The following is a 21902-nucleotide window of genomic DNA, read 5'->3' on the forward strand; positions in this document are numbered from 1 at the left end:
TCAAATTTTATACCCCTTCAGAAGTCTTCTCATCAACCTATTTCCACCACTCATGACGGACTTAGCCATGCTGTATGCCCTCAGGAGAGATCTTACATCTCTCTGTGTGGTCCCAGAGCCCCTTGCAATTCTCTCTATTCTAGTTCCAGATATTATCGATGGATCTCTCCTCTCCTCCTCCGTCATTGATTTTATTATAGCTATCCACTTAACTATTATCCTCTCATCCATCTCAGCTTGTACTCTCGCTCCCGGTATAAGGCCGATAAGACGATCCAGAGGACCGAGTTTCCTCATATTTTCCAGATATTCCATGAAATCGTACATGTCGAACTTTCCCTTTATCTGAGGCGGTTTTATTGCCTCCTCTATCTTCTCAACAAGCTCTGCTATGTCCCCCATTCCCAACAGTTTTGATATGAACCTGTCTGCATCAAAAGGCTGAATATCCTCCACCTTTTCTCCAACTCCAATGAAATATATCGGGACTCCCGCGGCTGAAACTGCTGAGAGGGCCCCTCCTCCTTTTGCGGATCCATCGAGCTTGGTAACAACAACCCCTCCTAGAGGAGCAACCTCTGAAAAAGCCTTTGCTTGGGAGAATGCTGCTTGGCCAATTGATGCATCCAAGACAAGGAGTGTGTAATCAGGGTTGGCAACTCTGATGTACTCCTTTAGTTCTTCCATCAGACCTCTCTCATCCTTATGCCTTCCAGCGGTATCTATTATTACAATATTATAATCTTTAAATTTATTTATTCCCTCAGCTATTATCTTTTCTGGTCTCTCTCCATCAATCCAGAAGACAGGAACGCTGTCTCCAACCAAGCCAATTATCTGTTGATGCGATGCAGGCCTTATCGTGTCGGAGGATATTATTGCAACCTTTCCATATCTCTTCTTGAACCATATTCCGAGCTTTGCTGCTGTGGTAGTTTTGCCAGATCCCTCAGTTCCAACCAAGAGGATTCTGTTCTGCTTCCCCTGTTTTATTTCCAAGCTCGGCTTCCTTCCACCGAGCATGTTAACAAGCTCATCATACAAGATCTTGACAGCAATTTCCTTTTTGGAGACACCGGGAGGCACCTTCTCTGACATAACCCTGCTCTTTATCCTCCTAGATAGCTCTAGAACAATTTTTACATTGACATCTGCTTCAAGAAGACTTCTCTGCACATCTCTTATGAATTCATTTAACGATATCTCATCTAGAGTAGGTCTCCCGATCATTCTGCTTATAGCAGAGGAAAGCTTTGATCCAAGAGACTCTAGAACCAAGGTTATTGCCCTTTAACTCTTACCACTCTTTTCTTGCCCATTGATACCCAGTACTCCACCTCTGCGCCTGAGGAGATTTCTCCTGCTATCTCCTCCGGAATCGGCACCTCAAATACCTCGAAAGTCTCCAGATCCATCACCTGAATAGTGTTGCCTGAGACTGAAATTATCTGCCCGCTTCTCTTATCAACTATTGGTATTTCAACAGTCGCATCAGCAGGATAGATTTTTGATCTCCTAGTTCCATCGAACAAACCTCTTGCCTCAACTCTAACTTTCGCTGACCCGTGCTTTCCTGGCTTGGATTTTGAGACGGAGAGGACCTCACATGGCTCCCCGTCTATAACAACATAACTTCCCTTTTTGAGCTCTCCAGCACTACCATGAGTGACGGACAAGTTCTCACCTGTAAGACTTTTGAACTCTGGCCCTCGGGCGCCTTCCTCCGTACTTCTTTGGCTCTCTCTGTCTCGGATCTCCCTTCAGTATAGTTCTGTCATATTCCCTGTATATCCTCTCAAGTTTCTCAGATCCCGTATATTCCACTAAAGCCCTACCTATTGCCATTCTTACTGCATCTGCTTGGCTCATAAAGCCTCCTCCGGAGACCCTCACCTCTATGTCCACATCCGAGATATAATCACTTGCCAGCCAAATAGGCTCCAATACCTTCATCTGGACGAGTTCGTTTGGAAAGTAGACATCATAAGGCATTCCATTTATAAATAGCCTTCCACTTCCCTTCTTCACGACAGCAAATGCCCTAGAAGTCTTTCTAGAAGCAGAAGCAGTTGCCATTTTCACCTTCCTAACACTTTTAGCCGTGCTCATTCACCACCCCTCCACCCCAGACTTCTCGACAGCTCCAACACTGTCATAATTTTTCTACCCCTCTTAGGTTTAAGCTTTTCCTTTGTGTAATCCTCATCAAGCTCCTGTATGGGCACACCTTTAAGCTCATCCGGAACCCCTATGAAAACCCTCAGTCTCTTCATAGCCTCCCTTCCCTTTGCCTTCTTTCTCGGAACCATCCCTCTTATCGTCCTCCACACTATTCTGTCCGGAGTTCTTGATATCTTCATCCCCCTCTCTGGTTTGGGCCTTCCCGGAATTTGCATTCTTTTTATGTATTTTTCTTTTATAGTATTGGGATTTCCTGTTATCACTGCCTTCTCAGCATTTATGATGGCAATCCTTTTTCCCTCAAGCAGCCTTTTTGCGACATAACTTGCCAATCTCCCCAAGATCTTTCCATCCGCATCTATTACCATGTCAAACATTGTAACACCCCTCAGGCAACTATGATCACATTGCTTCCCTTCGGATCAAGTCTCATTGCCTCCTCTATTCTCATCGCTTTACCACCGGCCTCCTCTATCCTCTTTGAAGCTGAAGTTGAGAACTTAAATGCCGCAACCTTTACCGGCTTATCAAGTTTTCCATCGCCGAGAACCTTTCCAGGAACTACTATTAATTTATCCTCCTTATATAACTTGTTTATCTTGCCCAAATTGACCTCTATCCTCCTCCTTCTTGGATATCTCAGTTTCTCAGCTATAGCTGCCCACACAGGTGCATTGTTCTCCCTAGATTGCTTCTCTAGCAAATTTATCAGTTTTCTAAGCACTGGATTTGTCGGCCCTGTTCTTCTGGCCATACTGACCTACCTTTAGGGAAAGGTGAACTCCGATTTTTAAATCTATGCCGCGGCCCTTTATCCTAAAACAAAGCTATTTGAAAAAGAGATAGTTACAACAGTATATAGAGAAAGGCATATATAGAGCAACAGGATTTGTATTAAGGTATTCTGCGGGGGTAGCCAAGCCAGGTCCAAGGCGCCCGCTTGAGGGGCGGGTGAGCGTAGGCTCGCGTGGGTTCAAATCCCACCCCCCGCACTCGACTTTTATCCTATAGGAGGTGGAATCGTGCCTGTTGTTGTTGTGTACATGTGGAAAGGAGTCTCAGATAATGCCAAAAAGAGGATCATAGGGGGAATAACAAGGGTTTTTGTTGAAATTGGAATTCCAGCAGAGGCTGTTGAGGTGGTAATAGAGGAAGTTCCGAAGGAAAACTGGGGAATAGGAGGAGAGCAAGCAAGTGAGAAGCTCAAGCATGCAGAAGTTCCATAGTCGGGTAGTTAACTTTTTGAAAACTGCTGACGAACCCTAAACTAAGGGATGATGAACGTTCCTAGAGCTATTTTAATTTTCCAGCACATCCCTGCTTAGAGCAGCTGCTCATTACTATAAGCCCCAGCATTATTAGACCCATTCCGATAATATGTTTCGGCTCCAGCTTCTCTCCAAGGAATATGCTGCAGAGAAAAGTAGAGGTTATGGGTATTAGAAGGGTCACGAGATTTACATTCGTAGCTCCTGCCCTCTCGAGGATCCTGAAGAATATCAGGTAAGCAATTGCTGTGGAGAATACGCTTATCCCGATTATAGAGATCCAAGCCCTCTGAGAAGGCATGGCAAGAGTCCAAGGTTTCTCTAAAATTGCTAGAGGAAGGGAGGTGGCTGCCGCAGTTGATAACTGCCCAAAGGTTATGTTAAGAGGGGACAGACCCATCGAGTAGAACCTTCTCCCATATACAGTTGCATAAGAGTAGCAGATAACCGCAGCTATTATCATCATCTCCCCGATCAAGCTTCCTTGGATCGAGTTCCACATCATAATTACGACACCTAAAAAGCCGAGAGAGATTCCTAACATGCTGCACCTATTTATCTTCTCATCCTCTGTCAGAAGATGGGCAAAGATTAGTGTGAAGAATGGCGAGGTTGAATTTATTATTGATGCAACACTGCTGCTTATATAGATCTGTCCCCATAGGATGAGGGCATAGGGTATTGTGTTGTTCAGCACTCCCAAGATAAGTAATTCCTTCCAAGGGAGATCCTTCGGCCTTCTTGACGCTAGTATCAAGCCTATAAGCAGGGAAGCTATTGATAGACGGAGAGCCGAGATGGTGAGGGGTGGAAGCTCCTTGACCAAGATTCCCATGAAGAGCCATGAGGCCCCCCAAAGCGTAGAGAGAACAATGAGTAGTACCCATTCCTCGGTTCCCATCCTGCCCATTGTTCCTCTTTTCACTTCATTAATAAAAAGACACCGATGGTGATGATCATGGATCTATCCAGATTTGCATACATAACAGCTATAGGGACTTTAGCCGATTCTTTAATAAGCCTTATTAGCTTGATAACTGTCTCTAGGCTCTCAACTATTGCAGTAGCTGCTACTGGCATCGTATCATACCTATTTTTTGTGATAAATGCAGCCTCAATGATATTTACAGGTGGGCTAATGGTTCTGATCTCCCAAGCAGTGGGAGAAGGGAAGTTAAAGCTCGCTGAAAATGCCTCAGCTGAAACCCTTTCTCTGGCAATTGTATCATCATTAATAGCCTTGGTATCTATGCCTACGTGGCTCAAACCCTATCTTGAATTAGTATCAATGGGCAATACAGAGATCCTGTCTGAATCCTATATTTATGCTTCTATGAGGCTCCTCTCCCTTCCAGCAATGCTCATCAATGCCTCATTATCTGCCATTTACAGGGCTAGCGATGACGCTCTTACTCCAACAATCTGCTCGCTTGTGAGTGCTTCCTCAGGTGCCATAATGATACCCACAATGGCTCTTGGTTTTCTTGGGTTTCCTAGAATGGAACTTTTTGGAGCTGGGCTTGGCTCCTCTGTCTCAGCATATCTTGGCTCCATGATATACATATTGAGACCTCCTTCTCTCAGGATTAGGATTAGCAGGCCTAAATCCTTGGCAATGAGGGTTATATGGATAGGGCTGCCCACGGCAGCTGAGAGAATTATAGCTAGCATTTCTCAGAATGTTTATATAAATGCAGTTGCTAGAGGAGGTACGCTGGCCTTGGCCGCTCATAATATAGGAATAACTGTTGAGACTGTGATAATACAGCCGAGTTTCGCTGTAGGTATGACAGCCTTAGTTAAAGCTGGCCAAAGCTTAGGATCTGAAGAGGAAGTAAACAGAGTTCTTAGGAGGAGTCTGAGAATTGGAGTATCCTGGATGGGTCTTGCTTCTATCTTATTGATAGTTATATCTCCATTCGTGGGCAAAGTTTTCTCCTCAGATCCCAATGTGGCTAAGCTCACCTCTATATATCTAATTCTTGCGGCAACGAGCGAGATAGGATTGGGGATAAGTCAGGCCTTCTTTGGCGCGATAAGAGGAATGGGGAGCGTTTGGATTCCCTTCCTTATAAGCAGCACTTCCCTGCTATTCCTAAGGGCTTTGCCTGCGCAGCTTCTCTCTATTAAGTATGGAGCTATAGGAGCTTGGATCACCCAGAACACAGATATGTACGGAAGGGTCGCCATATCTTATGCTGTCTGGAAAGCGTTAGGAAGGAGGCTTATAAGAAGAGTATTAAGCTGATAATAAAATCCTCTAGTCGGACATGCACATACTGCAACTCTAAGGCTCCTCTTTATTATTCCAGCAGCCTTTCCATTTCTAATGAACTTTCTAGTTATTTTACATGCATCTCTAGAATTCCTTCTCTCAGAGGTTTCTCATTATCAGCATTAGTTAAACGAAAGTTTTTAGTAAAGGCTTTTATTTAATTTATGAAGATTTCTTCATAGCTTCTATAGCACTTGTAAACTTGCTCTCAAACTCCTCGAATTTCTTGACCAGTTCTTCTGCAGCCATAGTTATAATTCTGAATGGAGGAAGCTGTCCATTCGATTCAAATCCTATTATTATCCTTTTGTCATCCCATCTGACTCTAACACCCGGTTCTCCTCTGTTAACCATTTTTTCCAGCTGGCTGGCACATATAGGGCACTTTGTTGGATCATTCAATCTGTACCAGCTTCCTTCAAGCTTCTCCAACTCGCACTTCTCGCAGTCACTTAACTTCACTACGCTACTGTCGAACTCGTATATTGGAAGATATGAATACCTCAAACCGCTCACGGGTTGCCATTTAGCATGCTGTTTCCCTCTGCCAAGCCTGGCTATTGCTTCCAGTTTCAATCTTTGTCCTTTTCTCATTGTTACTATTGGTATTCTGCTGCTCACTGGTATGACTAGTGGATCTGAGCTTTCAAGATCCCCAGAGTAAACTGTTATATCCTCCTCCGCCGTTTTATCGAGCTTCAATGTCACGAAGACATCCCCGCTTATCTTGTAAAGCTTTGGATCTGTCCTAAGAGGTATCATCGCCAGCCTATGAGCTATGTACTCATCTATGAAGTCCGTTGTGTTGATGAAAAATATGACCTCATCAACAGCCATAACTGGAACCTCGGACATTATAGATCTCCTCAGGGCATTTGCAAGAGCTGGGGTTGCATCCTCAAGCAATATCGTGGCCCTATCCTCTTTCATCTCAACCACTCTTATTTTCATCTCTCCTCACCTTCTTGCTCAGTATCTCAGCCCAAGGATTGCCTGTTAGGTACTCATCTATAAACTCATCAGCACCTTTTGTCTCCTGAGGTCCAGATAGCTCAAGATCTCTTTCCTCCTCTGACATATAAGATGGTGGAATTTCAGGTCTTTCCCTTCTTTCGACAGCTTTTTCCCTTATAACACTTTCTCCAGCCTCTATTTCCGGTTTTCTAATGATCTCCTGCCTTTTGATATCGGCTATTATGCTTCTCGCAACAGCTTCTGTATCCTCCTTGCTCAACAACTTCTCTAAAAGGCTGACAACTTTATCCAACGTATCGGTTAATCTTTGCTGTGTATCCAAGACTTTGTTCAATATATCCATCGGTACTGCTTCTGTCTGTACTGCTTTTATTCCCTCCTCCTTCTTTATTTTCTTCTCCAATATTCTCTCTTCCTTTTTGACTTTTATCTCTGTATTTCTTCTCTCAGATATTGTTTGTCTCTTTATCATCGGAAATAACTCATCTATGAGCTCAATGCTCACGTTCATAAACCCTTCATTCGCAATTATCTCCTCTAATTTATCTCTGTAAGCAGAAGTAGTCCATATGTGTACATATATAGAATCAAACTCATCTCCAAGTCTCCTCTTTATTCGGTCGATGGTATCGCTGATTGTTTTCTCCTCATCATCGGAAACAGCCTCCATCACTACTGCTGCTATTTTAAGATCTTTTTTTGGTATGCTCACTAGGTAGAACCAGCCACTTTCATCTTCTTCTATCAGAATGTCCCCCTCAGTTATATCTGAGTAAGCTTTTTTGTAGAGCTGAAAAAGCATTTTTTCCATGCTTTCCTCGTACATTCAGGAAATAGGGATAAACTTACTATTTAAACAATTTTCTTCATTAATAACAAATAATCAAATAAAAATAAATTGACGGTTCTGTCTTTTCTTAGACTCTTCTTCCTCTCCTTCCATGAGGCCTTCTTGTACCATCATGAGGTATTGGAGTCACATCCTCAACTCTTAGAAGAGTTAAACCAGCTCTAGAGAGACCTCTTATCGCAGCTGTTGCTCCTGGACCAGGTATTCTGCTCTTTATGCCACCGGGAGCCCTCACCTTTACTATTAAATGCGTTATCCCTTTCCTCATTGCTTCGTTTGCTGCAGCCATTGCAGCCTTCAGAGCTGCATATGGTGAGCCCTCGAGCCTATCAGCATCCACGAACATTCCTCCTGAGTATATTGCTATTGTCTCGGCACCGGTCAGATCAGTTATATGCACTATTGTGTCATTAAATGAGGAGTATATGTGGGCAACACCTATCTTCTGCTTAGAGGACATCAAATCACCTCTTCGCACATTCAGGATGCAGGCATTCTATGCTCTGTTCCTCCTCAGCGCTCACCAGATAGCTGGGCTGTCTTATTCTCCTTCCATTAACTTTGATATGTCCGTGAACTATGAGCTGTCTTGCCATGTATGGGCTCTTTGCAAATCCCTTCCTCCAGACAATTGTCTGAAGCCTCCTCTCCAATATATCCTCTACCTTTATGTCGAGAAGGCTATCCAGTGTTGCATTCTTTCCGACTATATTGTATCTTATAAGCTTTTCTATTATAGGCCTTGTTATAGCCATTGCCTCATCTGGCGGGAGCTTCAGGTATCTTCTTGCTATCCTTCTGTATTTTCTTGCTATCATAGCTGCCCTCCAGAGCTCTCTCTTGTTTCTCAAGCCATATTCTCCTGCTAACCTGTTGCTTTCCTCTATGACAAGCCTGTTAAGCGGTTTATAAGGCCTCTCATATTTCTTCTCAAGCCTCTTAGGATCTCCCATCTAGTCACCCCTTCTCCCTCTTGGAATAGCCTACTGTCCTTCCTGATCTTCCAGTAGTTCTGGTTCTCTGTCCTCTCACCTTTAATCCGAGAGAATGCCTTATCCCCTTCCAGCACTTTATCTTCTTCATCACCGATATATCCCTTCTCTCAGCGAGAGTCACCTCATCACCTACTAGTATGTAGTCCTTTCCGTCCACGGGATCCCTTTGTCTGTTGAAGAGCCATGAAGGCATAGCCGGGTTCCTCACAACCTCCTCTATTTTGCTTATCTCCTCATCAGTTAGCTCCCCTGCTCTCTTATACCTGTCTATTCCTGCTTTTTTCAAAACTGCATTTGCAAGGGAGAAGCCTATCCCCTTTATACTTGCTAATGCAGCGTATATTGTTCTATCTCCATCGACCGTGGTGTTCAGTATCCTTATCATCTTCCTAAACTCAGAGGTCAACTACATACCTCCGTTGAGGGGTCTCCCTATAGAGATTTAAAAATTTTCCTCAAGCTGTTGTGGAGACTTTATTATACAGTTTTAAAACCAGTATCTTCAATTTTTAAGTAGTAAAGATTTTTATATCTGAATTATTAATAGCATTATTAAGGAATAATTAATATATTGGATATAAGAAAGGAGATCCTGCTAAATTTAAGCCTATCTCGGCAAAAAGCAATGAAATTCATCTTAAGCTGAAATAAACGCCGGGGGTGGGATTTGAACCCACGCGGCCCAATGGGCCACTGGCTCTCCAGGCCAGCCCCCTACCGGGCTAGGGCACCCCGGCCTCTATTTCTGACAGACAAAGTTGTATTTAAATTTCAGGTTTAATCTGTGATTGTCCTTTCCACATCCTCGGGTAGAGATCTCTCTCCATTATTACCCTGATAGGCTCGGCCACAACCCCCCTTCTTGAGCTTATTATCTCGCTTGAGTCCATAACAGCCTTTGCTACCGCAACTATCTCCCCCTTAAGAGTGAACACCCCGATCACATCACCTTTCTTTATTCCATCTGAGACCTCGCATACTCCAGGGGCCAGCACAGGGGCACCATATGCAATAGCATTGACAGCACTATCCTTCACTACCACTTTTTTCAAGTTCACCAGAGCCCTCTCAAGGGGCACCAAAAGCTCTCTTAAGGAACTCCAATCTCCAGATTCGGAGAATTTTCTAGCAGCTGAGAGAAATTTATCCAAGCTCACTGCCATGTCCTCCGTGAAAACGCCCGACCTAACCCTCCTGAGGGAGGTCATGCTAGCTCCAACTCCAAGGAACTCCCCTATGTCAAAGAAGAGCTTCCTTATGTATGTGCCAGATTCCACGACGACTCTCAGCTTTACGTCCCTCCCATTCCTCTCAAGAATCTCCAATTTGTATACTCTCCTTGTTCTGAGGCTTCTGCTCACAGCTGATCTGACAGGAGGTCTCTGATATATTACAGTCTCGAACATTTTCACTGCCTTCTCAAGCTCCTCATTGCTTACATCCCCATGAAGGTGCATTGTTCCTATGTACTCCTTATCTGCTGTTGCTATTATAGCTGTGGCTTTTGTAGATTCTCCTATCGCTATTGGAAGCACCCCACTTACCTTTGGATCAAGAGTTCCGCAATGTCCAACCTTGTCCATCTTAAGGGCCTCTTTTATCCACTTCGTTACCACATGAGAAGACGGCCCGCTTGGCTTGTCTAGGATCAGCAAACTGTACCTTAAAAAGAGTGGAAAAGGTCTTTCATCTGGGAAAAATCCATATTCCCCAGCAAGACATTCAAGTCTTTTTAGAAGGACCATCAGCCTGCCTTCCTTTCTTTCATGATCTCTTGATATATAGATGTTTCCTTCAATGCCTCTATGACTTTTTTGTCATCAGCATCCTCCTCTATGTCTATCTTAATGTTTAGAGGGACGAGGTGCTTTACATTCACCCTTCTCCTCTTAACTCCAGTGAGCTCCTTTGGCCCTGTCACCACGACAAAGTTCTCATCAAGTAGCTTCACAACAACACATTTTCTCCCTGCTTCCCTTCCAGCCGTTTTTATGCATACCCTGCCAACTTCTATGACTCCCATTTAATCACCCCATTGAGGATAGAGCTCATCTTATCATAATGCTTAAAAAATTTTACGTCAGCTTGAGGACATTAGCAGAGCTCTCTTTTCCATCAGTTCTCTCAGACATCTTGCGCAGAGGTAGCCACCATAAGGTCTGTTTGGCCTCTTTTCGCTTTTAGATAGCTTGCTCAAAAAGCTTCTCGGTCCATTTGCCACCCCGTTCAGAGGTTTTTTGCATATAGCACACTTAGCTGCGTTATATCTCTTCTTCCTGTAGTGGTAGACAGTCCTTCCTCCAGGAGTCCTGACAGAAACCCTCCTTTTGTTTAGCTTTCCGTGATACTCAGCTCCTTTCACGAGAGGCATAGGGCACCCTAACAGCACTGCAAATAGCTAATATAAGCATTTTCATTGAGTGGGAGAGGTCTTCATTATTTTTTGAATTATTGTAGAGAAGAAGAACGATGCTAGCACGTACACTCCAAAGTATCCCAGAACATCGTTCCCAAACACACTCCTGCCGTGGAAGAAGTCCATTACATATGGAAGGCCGATCGGAAGCCTTATAAATGGTATTTCAGAGTAAAACCCCCCTAGTAGAATGAAAATTATCATTATCGGTATTATCGTGTACATTGTCGGTATAAAGCTCATCCTCATCATCTCCGACTGAGCTGTCTTGTACTGATATTTCATCTTCCCGAGCTTCTTCTCCAGTTTCTTGTCCCCCGTTCTGAGAAACTCCTTCTGAAGGTCTGTATACTCTTTTATCACTTTTTGATACTGCCTCATCTTATCATAATCTATTCTCTTTTTACTTATTATATTAGTAATAAGAGTTAAAAGGAAAGCGAGTGTTATTATAAATACTATTGAGTATGGAGGTATTAGGAGAATGTTCATCCTCCCACTCCCAACGATTCAGCAAGCTTCTTCGCAGCCTCGTGTGCCTTGCCCTCCTCGTTTTTCACTATGATTATGTTGCACCCTGTTATGGTGGAATAAGTCGCTGCGGCCATTCTGTTCATCATCTGATGGAGTGATATCATCTCTTCCATATCCGGATCCCTTATTCTGGTCTCGTCTCTGCTTCTTCTAGCTGCTATGAGTGATGGATCTGCTTCTATCAGAATTGTGAAATCGGGCCTCAATATCCTCAGTATATGCTCTGGAAGACCGGGAAGAAAACCATTTGGCGTTTTTATAAAGCCATGAGTGTCAAGAAGCACCATTCCATTGAACTTTGAGCTCTCCTCATATATCATCTTCGATGCCTCCTCTTGAAGTCTCCTCTGAACCTCTACAGGGAGCGTTCTCATCTCATCCCTGTGCTTCACAAGCCCCTCCTTCTTGGCTATATCAAACATATAGTCGCCGAACACTATTACCTTCACCTTTCCATCGCTTATCTTTTTCAGCTCTTCCATAACTGTGGATTTTCCTACTCCGGGAACTCCTATCACGATGCTTAGAGGCATAGAGAGCTTCTCATGAGGTTATTAAAAACATTGTTGATCCTGTGGGATCTTTCAGTTGAATACAATCAGTTTGGTCATCCTCCTAGGAATCTCTTTATCTTGGGATATACCTCAAGAGCTCTTTCTCTCATTATTACCTCATAGAACGAGGCTATTATCGTCACAGCAAGTAGTATACCACTTCCTGTGCCAAGAGCTCCAGTAAAATCGGCAATAGCTGCAAGGAAACCGACAAGAAATCCTCCTACTATTGTAACTGCGTTTATGTATCTCTCTATTGTGGCTTTTACAACCTTAGGGCTTGATCTAACTCCTGGAAGTACAATCCCCTGCTTGACAAGCTGCTCTGCAACTGTGCTCGCATCCATTCCAGCTGTCATAACCCAAATTTTTGCAAACAAAATGCAACCAACAACTGTTATCAGAAGGTATGCAGCTGCCGCATCAGGATATGAGTAGAGGAATGACGGACTGTAAGGCCTCTGTATGTAGTAAGCTAGGCCTGAGACAGGAATCATGCTGCTTCCCTCTATTTTCCATCTTCCCAATATGTCAACAAGAGTCCTCATCCAGCCACCTTCATTTCCAAATCTGGTCCAAACAAGCCTAGATACCATCTCCAAGTCTCCAACAAGAGCTGAGGTGAATATTATGGGGACATTGCTTACATAGAGAAGCCTTATGGGATATCTCATTCTCTGCCCTCCAACCATGGAATGCGCTATGGGTACCTCTATTCTTATCTGATATGCCCATATCACAAGTAGGAATACGACAAATGTAGCCACAAGCCCGACTACATCTGGCATACCCGGTCTGTAGAGGGCTGAGGATCCCTGCATAATCAGGGCAGGTATAACCCCGACAATGCTTCCTCCGCTTGTCTTCACGGGTGAGAACATGTCCCACAAGACCTTTTGGGCAACTCCTGCAAGTATAAACAGACTTATTCCACTACCTATTCCCCATTTGCTCACCAGATCGTCAAGCATCATGAGAAGGAAGCTTCCCAGAGCCATTTGAAGTATTATTATCAGCTCCATCTTTGGATCTGTTGGATATCTGCCGAGGGCATATGTGCCGTTCTCAAATAATATGAAGAATATTGCCAACACCCTCTGGGATTCCTGAAAGAACCTCCTGTCCTCCGGATCAGTCAGATCCAGCTTTATTATCTTGCTTCCGAGAAGAAGCTCCATTACTATCCCTGCTGTGACAACAGGGCCTATTCCAAGCTCCACTATGCTTCCAGTTGCACCTGCAAATATCACTCTGAGGCCCGCTAGATAGTCCACCGCAGTCTTTGGTATGCCGTATATGGGTATCTGAGTTAGAAGATAATAAAGCATTAGAGCTACTCCAGTCCAGCCAAGCTTCTCCTTAAATGAAGGCCTTTGAGATGGTTTCTCCACTTCTGGTATGAACTTATTTAGAATGCTGACTATCCTCCTCACTCCATTCATAAAACCACCTATACCTTCACCGCTTCTCCTCCTGCTTGGCTTATTCTCTCAAGAGCTACCCTTGAAAATTCCCTCGCTTTTATCACCATTGGCCTGTCTATTCTCCCTTTTCCAAGCACCTTATCGTATCCAGCCATGATCAGATCCACCTCCAATTTTCCATCTTCTCTCATCTTAACAGCTCCTTTCTGTTCAAGCTCCTCTATAATTTTCTCTATATCCCCTAAGTTTATTGAATTCATTTCCCTAGCTCTAGGTCTCTTGAAACCTCTCCTGCCCATGCCAAAGTAATCAGGCCAATGCGCTGTGTACCATGTCCACCAGTGTTTGTGCGCACCGGCTCCTCCAAATCCGCCCCCTCTTCCACTTCTTCTGTGCTGTCTCTGTTTTCCATAGCCGTAAAGTCTGCTTCCCCTCAGCTTTCTCGTCTTCTTCCTTCTTCTAGGTATGAACATCATATCATCCTCCTCAACAACTCATTTATACTGCTTCCCCTGTAGCCTAACTCCCCTCCATCAGAAAATGGTCTTTTTGTGGACTTCTTGAACCCACCTTTGGGTGGAGTAAGCCTGAAATATGGTTTTATCCAGTTGAAATCACTTAGTTTAACCTTTTCTGAGATCAATGCATCAACAAACTCATCTATTCCGCCGTAATTTGTGTTTCTTCTTATCACTTCCTCGGTTATCCTCTCTCCATTCTTAGTCACACCTCTTTTCAATATGAGAAGTTTCAGAGTTTCTCTATCTATTTCACCATATGTCACGAAATCCTTCACCTTCTCAAGCATCCCCATGTAGGAATCAGTTCCCGGAACAACGGATGCCCAGAACTTTCTCCTTACATTCAGGAGATCCATCGTGATCCTCATGTCATGTCTTACGTTGACAGTTCCTTTTATCCTGACCACCGCAAAGAGAGGCAATAAAATCACCTCTTCCAATCGCTTGGTAAGTTCGTCTTGTTCATGTTCAACAGTGCATTGTAAACAGCCATAGCGTAATTCATCCTGTTCCTAGACATGCCTCTGGAGAACACTCTTGCATCTTTCACTCCGGCCAACTTTAATATTATTCTAGCTGTCTCGCTGCACACTAAACCTAATCCCCTTGGAGCTGGCATTATCTCAACTCTAACGGATCCTGATTTTCCTCTTGTCAAGATGGGAACCGAATGTGGCCTACCACAGCCACATTCCCAGGAACCGCATCCCTTTCTAACTTTTATTAGGTTAAGCTTTGCATTTCTGACAGCATCATCAAAAGCCATCCTGAACTCCTTTCCCTTCCCCTTTCCTATTCCAACGAAGTTCTCTCCATCCCCAACTGCCACTATAACCCTTATTTGGGATAGCTCCCCTGCGTCCGTCTGTCTTTGAACTTTTCTCACCTCTATGATTTCTTTCTGAAGATTTGGAATGAGAATGTCAACTATCTCAGGCTCCTTTATTGGGATTCCTCTCCTCAGTATTTCATCCATTGTCTTTATCTTTCCCTCAGCTACAAGCTTTCCCAGCCTAGTTCTCGGTATCCACTCCTTCTGCATCACTGCTTGTTGTTCTATCTCCTCGCTCATGAAGTCACCTCCCTTATTCTATTCAGGACATCTTCAAAGTCCTTCTCTATGAGAAGGGGATCTCCTCCCCTTTTAAGGATGTCGGAGAACCTCCTCTTAAATTCCTCCTCGTTCTCTTCTTTAATTATTCTAGCATATTCAGCTATATGTGATCCCTTTATTCTGCTCTCATCGGGCAGTATCTCCTCACCATAGTTAACCGATATTCCAGCATCCACAGCTCCCTTGAGCGCAGCATATAGCCTTGATCCCTTTGTAGACGGATGTCTGCCTATATCCAGAACTGCTTCGCTTATTCCCTCTTTAATAGCCCGTAATCCTGCAAGATATCCAGTTAAATAAGCTGCAGGTACGTTTTTTGTTCCATGCTTCCATCCATATCTCAGCAGCTCCTTAGACACAGCATATGCCCTGACCATATCTCCATTCTTATTATAATCTATGAATTGAACTATTATATATCTATTTGTCTTTCTCACAACAAGCCTTGTCTTCCCACTTTTCAGCAAGGCGAGCCTTCGCCTGTAATCAGTCTTGCCCTCTATCCTTCTTCTAACTATTTTTATCAAGAGCCAGCCCCTCCCATCTCCTTCATTATGGACTCCTTGAGATGTGCAACTGAGTGGAAGTTCGCCAACTTGCTGTAGTAATACCTGTATGTCCTCCTATCTATCTTGCCAGAATCTCTCATGCTCCTAAGGGCTTTTCTTAGCGCCCTTATCTTTCTTATCCACCTCCTCTTCCTTGAAAGAGTTGAGAATTTTCCTCCTTTTCTTCTTCCAGGTCCCTTCCTCCTCTTCCTCACTCTTGCCCTGCTCACACCCTTCTTCGGCACCACTATTATTGCTCCGGATTTCACAAGCCTCTCTATATCCCTTCTGGTGACAGCATTTGATATCTCCTCAAGTTTCTCAGGGTTAAACTTTATCCTGCTCTCCCCAACTCCCAGAAGATCGGAAGCCAACCTCTTCTGATATTTTAGATCCATTTTAACCCTCCCCCGCAACAGAGCCCACTATTCTCACTCCAAGGGCCTTTCCTCTCTCCAAAATCTCTTTTCTTTTCCTTCTTCCAACTCCTCCTGCTATATAAATGAGTATATTGCCTGCTCCATGTTTCTCAACTAGCTCCTCCAGCTCCTTTGAGTTGTGAACAATGAAGGGCTTAAGACCACTTGGATGAATACCCCTTATCTCATCTGGATTCTTATATCCCTTTCCTGGAAGCTTTGGTCTGCTCTTCAACCTGAGTCTCTGCTTGTTATCTATTCCTCTGGGCTTTCTCCAGCTCTTAACCGAACCAAGATGCCAATATCTGGCCAGATTTATGAACCTAGGCTTCTCCTTCTTCTGCATTTAGATCACTCCTCCAGCAAGTAGATCCCATCCATGAAGACTCTTTGATCCTTATCCTTTATCTTCGTGGCCTGTCTTATGTTAGCAGCTGTCTGAGAAACATCCTCTTTTGATGGGCCTTCTATTATGATTCTATCTCCCTCAACTCTCACATCCGTATTTCCAACTATTTTTGCAATTCTAGGAGCTCTACTTCCCACGAAATTGCTTATTATGACAGCTTTTTTGTTCTTATCTACCTCAACCCTCATTGGGAAGTGGGCAAACACTATTATCATCTCCTTTCTGAATCCATTCACCACTCCATTTATCATGTTCTTTATGTGGGAGGCCATTGTCCCTATGTAAGCCCTGTTAAACCTCCTATCATCATATGTCACAAGTTTCACCTTTCCATCCTCCACTGTTATGTCCAAGAACTCCTTGTTGAACTTTCTCCTCAGCTCTCCTCTTGGCCCTCTGACCACTATGGTATCTCCGGAAATCTCAACTTCAGCCTCGGGCTTTATCTCAACAACTCTTGTTACCGTTTTAAATGCTGTTTTCGGATATCTCATAAGCATTCACCTCAATAGCAGTAAGCTATAAGGACACCCCCTATCCCCATCTTCTTCGCATCCCTGTTTGTCATGACCCCCTTTGATGTGGAAACTATCAAGATTCCAACGTTTTCAGCGGGCAAATATCTTCTCTCCCAGTACTCAAACTCATCTTTCTTAACCTTAAATCTAGGTTTTATCGCACCTATCTTGTTTATCCTTCCGATAAGCTTAACCTTAAATGCATTTCCCCTGCCATCCTCTATAAACTCGAAATCTCCTATGTAGCCCTCATCTTTGAGTATTTTCAGCACCCTTCCGAGCAATTTTGATGCTATTCTGACTGTCACTTCATTTTTACCCACCATGGAAGCATTTGATATGACAGTTAGGGCATCTGCAAGAGGATCCAGTCTCATGAAATCACCCTACTCGTACTTCCTCCATCCCATGCTAGGGGCGACCTCAACGAAGCAGTGCCTACATAAGTAAAGTCCATACTTCCTTATTATCCCCTTGCCCTTCCTGCCACACCTTCTACAGACATAAGCTCCCTTTCCCTTCGTCCTAACTTTCTGCGACATATCACCCCACCACCTTAAAGTTTAGATATTTTTGAGCATAAATAATACCCTCCTCCTTTGTCAGCCTGTGCCTGAGAGGTATCCTAGATCTCTTTATTCGTCTCCTAGCCACTCTTCCTCCAGGCCTTTCAAGGGAGACTATCACATCCATCCCGTAAACTCCTATCTCAGCTTTATATTTCATCCCAGGTATATCTATGTGCTCCTTTATTCCGAATGCAAAGTTTCCAAATCTATCGAATGAGCTTGCCTTAATAGTCCTCTTCACAGCCTCGGCCACTCTGTTCAGTATCTCCTCGGCTTTTTTGCCCCTTAAAGTCACCATGACAGCTATCGGCATTCCTTTTCTTATTCCAAAATCCTTTATCGTCCTTTTAGCTTTTCTAAAAGATGGTTTCTGCCCAGTTAGCTCCTCAAGAACTTGGGCTGCCTTCTGAAGGCTCTCTCCACCTGTTCCAACAGCAATATTCAGCACAACTGATCTTATCCTAGGCCTCAACATCGGATTTTCGGACCAAGGTTCCTCCATGAGATCACCTCTAGACTGATATCGCTGGATCTCTCTCCCCGAGCACTATTACATTTTCTGGAAATACTCTGTATATCAAGTTTTTGTTCTTCATGTCCCTGATTGTTATGAACTCCCCTATCTCCTCAATCCTTCCAACATGGCCCGAGGCCTTCCCCCTGATAACCATCACAGGAGCCCCTAGGACAAGGGGAAACCTCCTCTCAATACCGAGAGAGGGAAGGGATATCAAAAGGGAATCTCCTGGTATAACCTTTGACAGCTCTGATTTTTGATCCACTAGGAAATTCTTTCCATCATGAGCAGTGAGCTGAATCCTGCCGCCAGCATATGTGGTCTTCTTAGTAACCTTAACCACCTTTAGTCCTGCCTCTCCCTTGTCTATCTTCACAAGCTTGAGCACCTTGTAGGGATCTGATGATACTCTGTAATTTAAGTCTAAATCCGGAATTGATACTACATCCATCAAGCCGACTGGAAACTTGTGATCCCATCTAGGTTTTCCATCAACATATATTTTCTTCATATGTATTATTTTTTTCGCCTCCGATGCCGATGAGGCCAAGCCGAGCACATCCCTGACTAGAATTAGGAGAGGTATGCTTGATTCTATTGGATGCGGACCTGGACTTGGCTTTACCGTCCACTTGAATGTTTTTCTGGCAACAGGCCAATATGACGGAGCAGCCATTCTCTTCATCTTCCTAGATCCACCTTTGTTCGTCATGATGCCTCACCAGCCCTCCTTCTCTCTATTATCTTCATCCTCTCCTCATCATCCCTGTTTATCTCAACGATCTCCACCTTCGATGGATGTATGGGAACCGGTATCTCGGTTCCATCTGCTTTCTTCCTCGTAATTCCCTCTATATATATCCTTCTTTTCTTTCTGTCTACTCTTATCACTTTCCCCTCCTTCAACCTGTACTTTATATCCCCCCTCACAACCCTTACCTTGTCCCCCTTCCTAACTGGAAGGGACCTTATTCCCAGCTCCTCTCTGAGCTTATCAGAGAGATGAGCCGACATCATAACCCCTATCCTGTGAAGAGGGGCATTGAAGTAATACTTCCTCTGCTTGCTCGGCTTGCTGGACATATATATCACCTAAACTACTATAGCTGAGAGAGCGCTTATAGAAGGCCACTTCTCAATTGCCTCCTTTGCTATTGGACCTCTTATTTCAGTTCCAACTGGAGTTGCATCCTCATTCACTATTATAGCTGCATTGTCCTCGAACACGACCCACTGACCTGACTTCCTCCTGAAGGGCTTCCTCTGCCTCACTATGATGGCTCTCAAGGGCTTGTGTAGCAGATCGTATTTGCCCTGCTTCACCACAGCAACGACCATATCGCCAACACTGGCCGATGGAATCCTCCCCTTTCTCCCCTTGTACCCGACAACGCTTATTATCTGCAGAATCCTGGCTCCGGTATTGTCAGCGCACTTCACTCTAGCCATGACGGGCAATCCCCTAGATATCCTAGGCTTTATTCCCTTAGCCTTCCTTCTCCTTACAGCCCTTCGGGCCATGCTCAACATCCTCTCGTTGACTTTATCCTGCAAGCACACTGCTGGATATAAAAAATTTCGCCAAAGAGCCAAGGATATCATTGTTATATGGTTTGTTATATCAGCTTTTAATTTTATTTGATATACTTCTCCCTATGACCACTCCAGAGGCAGATGCCTGCACAAGACCTCTGGATACACCAGCAGCATCCCCTCCAGCATAGAGCCCTTTAACATTCTTGGTTTCCAAATCCTCCTTCAGATCCAGCTTAGCAGTGTGAAGCTTCACCTCAACCCCATACAAAAGTGTCTGGTCTGAGTACACACCTGGGATTATCTCGTTCATCTTCTCCAGCATCTCAACTATGTCCTTCAGGTATCTGTAAGGGAGCACGAAGCTTAGATCTCCTGGAACTGCTTCTTTCAGAGTTGGCTTGACAATGCTTCTTGCTATTCTCTCATAAGTTGATCTTCTGCCTCTTAACAGATCTCCAAGCCTCTGTATTATTGGCTGATTTCCAGCTATGTTGTTAGCCAGTTTAGCTATATCCAACGCATAGGATATAGTGTCTTTGTACGGATAAGTAAACTTCGTGCTGACCAATACTGCAAAATTGGTGTTCTCAGTTTTCTCCTCCTCCTTTGCCATTCCATTCACTGTAACTATGCCGAAGTAGGACTCTGTCACCACCTCTCCATTTGGGTTTACACAGAAAACTCTCACTCTATCGTCAAAAGTTCTGCTGTAGTATATCAGCTTTGGCTCATATAGAACATCTGTGAACTCCTTCATCACCTCTGAAAGCACCTCTACCCTTACTCCAAGATCAACCCTTCCCTCATCAACCTTAATTCCCAGCCTTTTTGCCTCCTCAACAAGCCACATAGATCCTATCCTTCCAGGAGCCGCCACAACGAATTTCGCTTTGAGAAACTGTCCATCTGAAAGATGTACTCCTCTCACCTGTCCATTCTCCACAGCTATCCTGCTTACCTTTTTGTTAAACAGAATCTCAACTCCTCTGTCCATCAAGAACTTTCTGAAGTTTCCTAAGACTATGTATCCTCCATCAGTCCCCATATGCCTTATTCTGAATGGTATCAACTGCATCCCCACTTTATAGGCCCTCCTCTTGAGGTCCTCCACTGCATTTCTGTCCTCTCCATACATCTTAGCTGGTGCCCCGAATGACAGGTAAACCTTGTCAACATAATCTATCAGCTCATCTATGCTGCTTCCCACAACCTCTGCAAGATCCCCTCCGACCTCCCTGGAGAGATTCAGCTTCCCATCGCTGAAAGCCCCGGCTCCTCCAAATCCTGAGACTATGCTACAGGGATTGCACATTATGCATGCTCCTCTCTCTTTTCTAGGACATTTTCTGCTCTCTAAATCATTTCCCATCTCTATTATCAATACATCAGCATTGGGAACAATTTTCTTTATCTCATATGCTGCAAAAAGCCCTGTAGGTCCAGCCCCAATTATTATTACATCCCATTCATCCTGCAATGCTAGTTCCCTAGTTTTGATAGGGCTCAAAGTTCTAGGTAAAAACTTTACTGCTGAATATATAGATCAGATAGCCTTCCCAAATAGAATCCATCCAAGGTGAATATATCTGATTCCCTGAGATCTATTGTTCCATGGGAGAAAATAGGCCCTCTGTAGTTTTTGGGCACCTCTCCTTTGTTCAGCAGAGCACTTCCCAAAAATTTGTTAAACGCTGGCATTATAATAGCTCTCTTCTTTTCCCTCCTCCCATGAAGTTTTACCCTTGAGAAAACAAAGACCCTGACTAACTCTCTCAAATTCTCATCTTCCATCAAAACTGCTGGATGAAGATGAGCCATTATCAAATACCTTGAGTTCAATACATCATCGGAAGGCCAAGAGTGACCATGAAATAGCCCTACTCCCTCTATCACCGTTCCTTGGCTTCCCACAACTTCTACTTCTCTCGGAACCATCCTCTCCAAGAGCCCATCATGATTTCCTTTTATCACTATTATCCTGTCGAAGAACTGAAGCCATAATGAGATAGCTTGATTTATCCTCTCCTCAGTCCTTTTATGAGAGCCTATTCTCTCCTTCAGATCTCCGAGGACTATCAATTTCTTGGCATCACAACTCCTAGCTATATTCACCGCATCCATCGCCAAATCCCTGCTCTGATCGGGTATATATATGCCCTTTTTCCTCAGATTCTCCTCAAAACCTAGATGAAGGTCTGCTATCAACAGATACCTCTCATCTCCATCTATCAGAAGAGAGGGAAAACCCCACACAGGTCTTATCTGCAACTCTAGTTTTC

34 protein-coding genes and 2 tRNA genes are annotated in these 21902 nt (G+C 44.0%); 3 read left to right on the top strand and 33 right to left on the bottom strand.

What is annotated here, in order from left to right; all coding sequences use genetic code 11:
- From D6D85_RS04100 to D6D85_RS04120, 5 genes are read right to left on the bottom strand one after another with little or no spacing between them, the layout of a single operon-like run.
- Positions 1 to 1278, bottom strand: coding sequence for a signal recognition particle receptor subunit alpha (locus D6D85_RS04100; RefSeq protein ID WP_125670803.1), 1278 nt, complete (start codon positions 1276 to 1278; stop codon positions 1 to 3).
- A 2-nt stretch (positions 1279 to 1280) separates the two neighbouring features.
- Complete coding sequence (locus D6D85_RS04105) at positions 1281 to 1676, bottom strand: translation initiation factor IF-5A (protein WP_125670804.1); 396 nt, start codon at positions 1674 to 1676, stop codon at positions 1281 to 1283.
- A 4-nt stretch (positions 1677 to 1680) separates the two neighbouring features.
- Positions 1681 to 2109, bottom strand: coding sequence for a 30S ribosomal protein S9 (locus tag D6D85_RS04110; RefSeq protein WP_125670805.1), 429 nt, complete (start codon positions 2107 to 2109; stop codon positions 1681 to 1683).
- The gene (gene rplM, locus D6D85_RS04115) at positions 2106 to 2558 is read right to left on the bottom strand and encodes a 50S ribosomal protein L13 (RefSeq protein ID WP_125670806.1); all 453 of its coding nucleotides are present in this window, start codon (positions 2556 to 2558) and stop codon (positions 2106 to 2108) included. The genes D6D85_RS04110 and rplM overlap by 4 nt, the downstream gene beginning before the upstream one ends.
- Positions 2559 to 2569: 11 nt before the next feature.
- Positions 2570 to 2935 (bottom strand): 50S ribosomal protein L18e, encoded by a 366-nt coding sequence (locus D6D85_RS04120; RefSeq protein WP_125670807.1) that lies wholly within the window; start codon positions 2933 to 2935, stop codon positions 2570 to 2572.
- 152 nt (positions 2936 to 3087) lie between these two features.
- Between D6D85_RS04120 and D6D85_RS04125 the strand changes: the two genes are divergently transcribed.
- Together D6D85_RS04125 and D6D85_RS04130 are read left to right on the top strand one after the other, a co-directional pair.
- A tRNA-Leu gene (locus tag D6D85_RS04125) sits at positions 3088 to 3173 on the top strand.
- Between the two features lie 30 nt (positions 3174 to 3203).
- Positions 3204 to 3407 carry a tautomerase family protein gene (locus D6D85_RS04130; RefSeq protein WP_125670808.1) on the top strand — a complete coding sequence of 68 codons (204 nt, stop codon included), beginning with the start codon at positions 3204 to 3206 and terminating at the stop codon, positions 3405 to 3407.
- Between the two features lie 67 nt (positions 3408 to 3474).
- On the opposite strand, the gene D6D85_RS04135 is transcribed toward D6D85_RS04130, so the two are convergent.
- Positions 3475 to 4359: a DMT family transporter gene (locus D6D85_RS04135; RefSeq protein WP_125670809.1), complete on the bottom strand. Its 885-nt coding sequence runs from the start codon at positions 4357 to 4359 to the stop codon at positions 3475 to 3477.
- 36 nt (positions 4360 to 4395) lie between these two features.
- Here D6D85_RS04135 and D6D85_RS04140 point away from each other — a divergent pair, with 36 nt between their 5' ends.
- Positions 4396 to 5697 carry an MATE family efflux transporter gene (locus D6D85_RS04140; RefSeq protein WP_125670810.1) on the top strand — a complete coding sequence of 434 codons (1302 nt, stop codon included), beginning with the start codon at positions 4396 to 4398 and terminating at the stop codon, positions 5695 to 5697.
- Positions 5698 to 5886: 189 nt separating this feature from the next.
- Here the strand turns inward: D6D85_RS04140 and D6D85_RS04145 are convergent, their stop codons facing one another.
- From D6D85_RS04145 to D6D85_RS04275, 27 genes are all read right to left on the bottom strand, one after another.
- Positions 5887 to 6675 (bottom strand): DNA-directed RNA polymerase subunit D, encoded by a 789-nt coding sequence (locus D6D85_RS04145; RefSeq protein WP_125670811.1) that lies wholly within the window; start codon positions 6673 to 6675, stop codon positions 5887 to 5889.
- Complete coding sequence (locus D6D85_RS04150) at positions 6656 to 7525, bottom strand: hypothetical protein (protein WP_125670812.1); 870 nt, start codon at positions 7523 to 7525, stop codon at positions 6656 to 6658. The genes D6D85_RS04145 and D6D85_RS04150 overlap by 20 nt, the downstream gene beginning before the upstream one ends.
- 91 nt (positions 7526 to 7616) lie before the next feature.
- On the bottom strand, positions 7617 to 8009 hold the full coding sequence (locus D6D85_RS04155) for a 30S ribosomal protein S11 (RefSeq protein WP_125670813.1): 393 nt from the start codon (positions 8007 to 8009) through the stop codon (positions 7617 to 7619).
- Between the two features lie 4 nt (positions 8010 to 8013).
- Positions 8014 to 8502 (bottom strand): 30S ribosomal protein S4, encoded by a 489-nt coding sequence (locus tag D6D85_RS04160; RefSeq protein ID WP_125670814.1) that lies wholly within the window; start codon positions 8500 to 8502, stop codon positions 8014 to 8016.
- A 4-nt stretch (positions 8503 to 8506) separates the two neighbouring features.
- A complete protein-coding gene (locus D6D85_RS04165; RefSeq protein WP_125670815.1) occupies positions 8507 to 8950 on the bottom strand; it encodes a 30S ribosomal protein S13 in 444 nt (147 codons plus the stop codon).
- A gap of 246 nt (positions 8951 to 9196) precedes the next feature.
- Positions 9197 to 9281, bottom strand: a tRNA-Ser gene (locus tag D6D85_RS04170).
- A gap of 27 nt (positions 9282 to 9308) precedes the next feature.
- Entirely contained in the window at positions 9309 to 10289 is a 981-nt protein-coding gene (locus D6D85_RS04175; RefSeq protein ID WP_125670816.1) for an RNA-guided pseudouridylation complex pseudouridine synthase subunit Cbf5, read from the bottom strand.
- Complete coding sequence (locus D6D85_RS04180) at positions 10289 to 10567, bottom strand: 50S ribosomal protein L14e (RefSeq protein WP_125670817.1); 279 nt, start codon at positions 10565 to 10567, stop codon at positions 10289 to 10291. The genes D6D85_RS04175 and D6D85_RS04180 overlap by 1 nt, the downstream gene beginning before the upstream one ends.
- Before the next feature lie 57 nt (positions 10568 to 10624).
- Complete coding sequence (locus D6D85_RS04185; RefSeq protein WP_125670818.1) at positions 10625 to 10915, bottom strand: 50S ribosomal protein L34e; 291 nt, start codon at positions 10913 to 10915, stop codon at positions 10625 to 10627.
- A gap of 42 nt (positions 10916 to 10957) precedes the next feature.
- Complete coding sequence (locus D6D85_RS04190) at positions 10958 to 11452, bottom strand: EMC3/TMCO1 family protein (protein ID WP_125670819.1); 495 nt, start codon at positions 11450 to 11452, stop codon at positions 10958 to 10960.
- Complete coding sequence (locus D6D85_RS04195; RefSeq protein ID WP_125670820.1) at positions 11449 to 12027, bottom strand: adenylate kinase; 579 nt, start codon at positions 12025 to 12027, stop codon at positions 11449 to 11451. Before D6D85_RS04195 ends, D6D85_RS04190 begins: the two co-directional genes overlap by 4 nt.
- 74 nt (positions 12028 to 12101) lie before the next feature.
- A complete protein-coding gene (gene secY / locus D6D85_RS04200; protein ID WP_125670821.1) occupies positions 12102 to 13490 on the bottom strand; it encodes a preprotein translocase subunit SecY in 1389 nt (462 codons plus the stop codon).
- A gap of 8 nt (positions 13491 to 13498) precedes the next feature.
- Entirely contained in the window at positions 13499 to 13948 is a 450-nt protein-coding gene (locus D6D85_RS04205) for an uL15m family ribosomal protein (protein WP_125670822.1), read from the bottom strand.
- A complete protein-coding gene (locus tag D6D85_RS04210) occupies positions 13945 to 14415 on the bottom strand; it encodes a 50S ribosomal protein L30 (RefSeq protein WP_125670823.1) in 471 nt (156 codons plus the stop codon). The genes D6D85_RS04205 and D6D85_RS04210 overlap by 4 nt, the downstream gene beginning before the upstream one ends.
- Positions 14416 to 14420: 5 nt before the next feature.
- Entirely contained in the window at positions 14421 to 15065 is a 645-nt protein-coding gene (locus tag D6D85_RS04215) for a 30S ribosomal protein S5 (RefSeq protein WP_125670824.1), read from the bottom strand.
- Complete coding sequence (locus D6D85_RS04220; protein ID WP_125670825.1) at positions 15062 to 15634, bottom strand: 50S ribosomal protein L18; 573 nt, start codon at positions 15632 to 15634, stop codon at positions 15062 to 15064. The genes D6D85_RS04215 and D6D85_RS04220 overlap by 4 nt, the downstream gene beginning before the upstream one ends.
- On the bottom strand, positions 15631 to 16053 hold the full coding sequence (locus D6D85_RS04225; RefSeq protein ID WP_125670826.1) for a 50S ribosomal protein L19e: 423 nt from the start codon (positions 16051 to 16053) through the stop codon (positions 15631 to 15633). The genes D6D85_RS04220 and D6D85_RS04225 overlap by 4 nt, the downstream gene beginning before the upstream one ends.
- Position 16054: 1 nt before the next feature.
- Positions 16055 to 16420 (bottom strand): eL32 family ribosomal protein, encoded by a 366-nt coding sequence (locus D6D85_RS04230; protein ID WP_125670827.1) that lies wholly within the window; start codon positions 16418 to 16420, stop codon positions 16055 to 16057.
- A 5-nt stretch (positions 16421 to 16425) separates the two neighbouring features.
- Entirely contained in the window at positions 16426 to 16977 is a 552-nt protein-coding gene (locus D6D85_RS04235) for a 50S ribosomal protein L6 (protein WP_125670828.1), read from the bottom strand.
- An 11-nt stretch (positions 16978 to 16988) separates the two neighbouring features.
- Positions 16989 to 17378, bottom strand: a complete 390-nt coding sequence (locus D6D85_RS04240; protein WP_125670829.1) for a 30S ribosomal protein S8 — start codon at positions 17376 to 17378, stop codon at positions 16989 to 16991.
- Positions 17379 to 17387: 9 nt separating this feature from the next.
- Positions 17388 to 17543 (bottom strand): 30S ribosomal protein S14, encoded by a 156-nt coding sequence (locus D6D85_RS04245; RefSeq protein WP_125670830.1) that lies wholly within the window; start codon positions 17541 to 17543, stop codon positions 17388 to 17390.
- A gap of 1 nt (position 17544) precedes the next feature.
- The gene (locus tag D6D85_RS04250) at positions 17545 to 18072 is read right to left on the bottom strand and encodes a 50S ribosomal protein L5 (protein ID WP_125670831.1); all 528 of its coding nucleotides are present in this window, start codon (positions 18070 to 18072) and stop codon (positions 17545 to 17547) included.
- A gap of 10 nt (positions 18073 to 18082) precedes the next feature.
- Complete coding sequence (locus D6D85_RS04255) at positions 18083 to 18799, bottom strand: 30S ribosomal protein S4e (protein ID WP_125670832.1); 717 nt, start codon at positions 18797 to 18799, stop codon at positions 18083 to 18085.
- Positions 18796 to 19170, bottom strand: coding sequence for a 50S ribosomal protein L24 (gene rplX, locus D6D85_RS04260; RefSeq protein WP_125670833.1), 375 nt, complete (start codon positions 19168 to 19170; stop codon positions 18796 to 18798). Before rplX ends, D6D85_RS04255 begins: the two co-directional genes overlap by 4 nt.
- Positions 19171 to 19179: 9 nt before the next feature.
- Positions 19180 to 19608, bottom strand: coding sequence for a 50S ribosomal protein L14 (locus D6D85_RS04265; RefSeq protein WP_125670924.1), 429 nt, complete (start codon positions 19606 to 19608; stop codon positions 19180 to 19182).
- 100 nt (positions 19609 to 19708) lie between these two features.
- Positions 19709 to 21130 carry an NAD(P)/FAD-dependent oxidoreductase gene (locus D6D85_RS04270; protein ID WP_237558750.1) on the bottom strand — a complete coding sequence of 474 codons (1422 nt, stop codon included), beginning with the start codon at positions 21128 to 21130 and terminating at the stop codon, positions 19709 to 19711.
- A gap of 17 nt (positions 21131 to 21147) precedes the next feature.
- Positions 21148 to 21891 (bottom strand): metallophosphoesterase, encoded by a 744-nt coding sequence (locus D6D85_RS04275; RefSeq protein ID WP_161969683.1) that lies wholly within the window; start codon positions 21889 to 21891, stop codon positions 21148 to 21150.
- Positions 21892 to 21902: the final 11 nt, after the last annotated feature.

It is taken from the genome of Candidatus Methanodesulfokora washburnensis (genome assembly GCF_003947435.1).
Lineage (GTDB): Archaea > Korarchaeota > Korarchaeia > Korarchaeales > Korarchaeaceae > Methanodesulfokora > Methanodesulfokora washburnensis.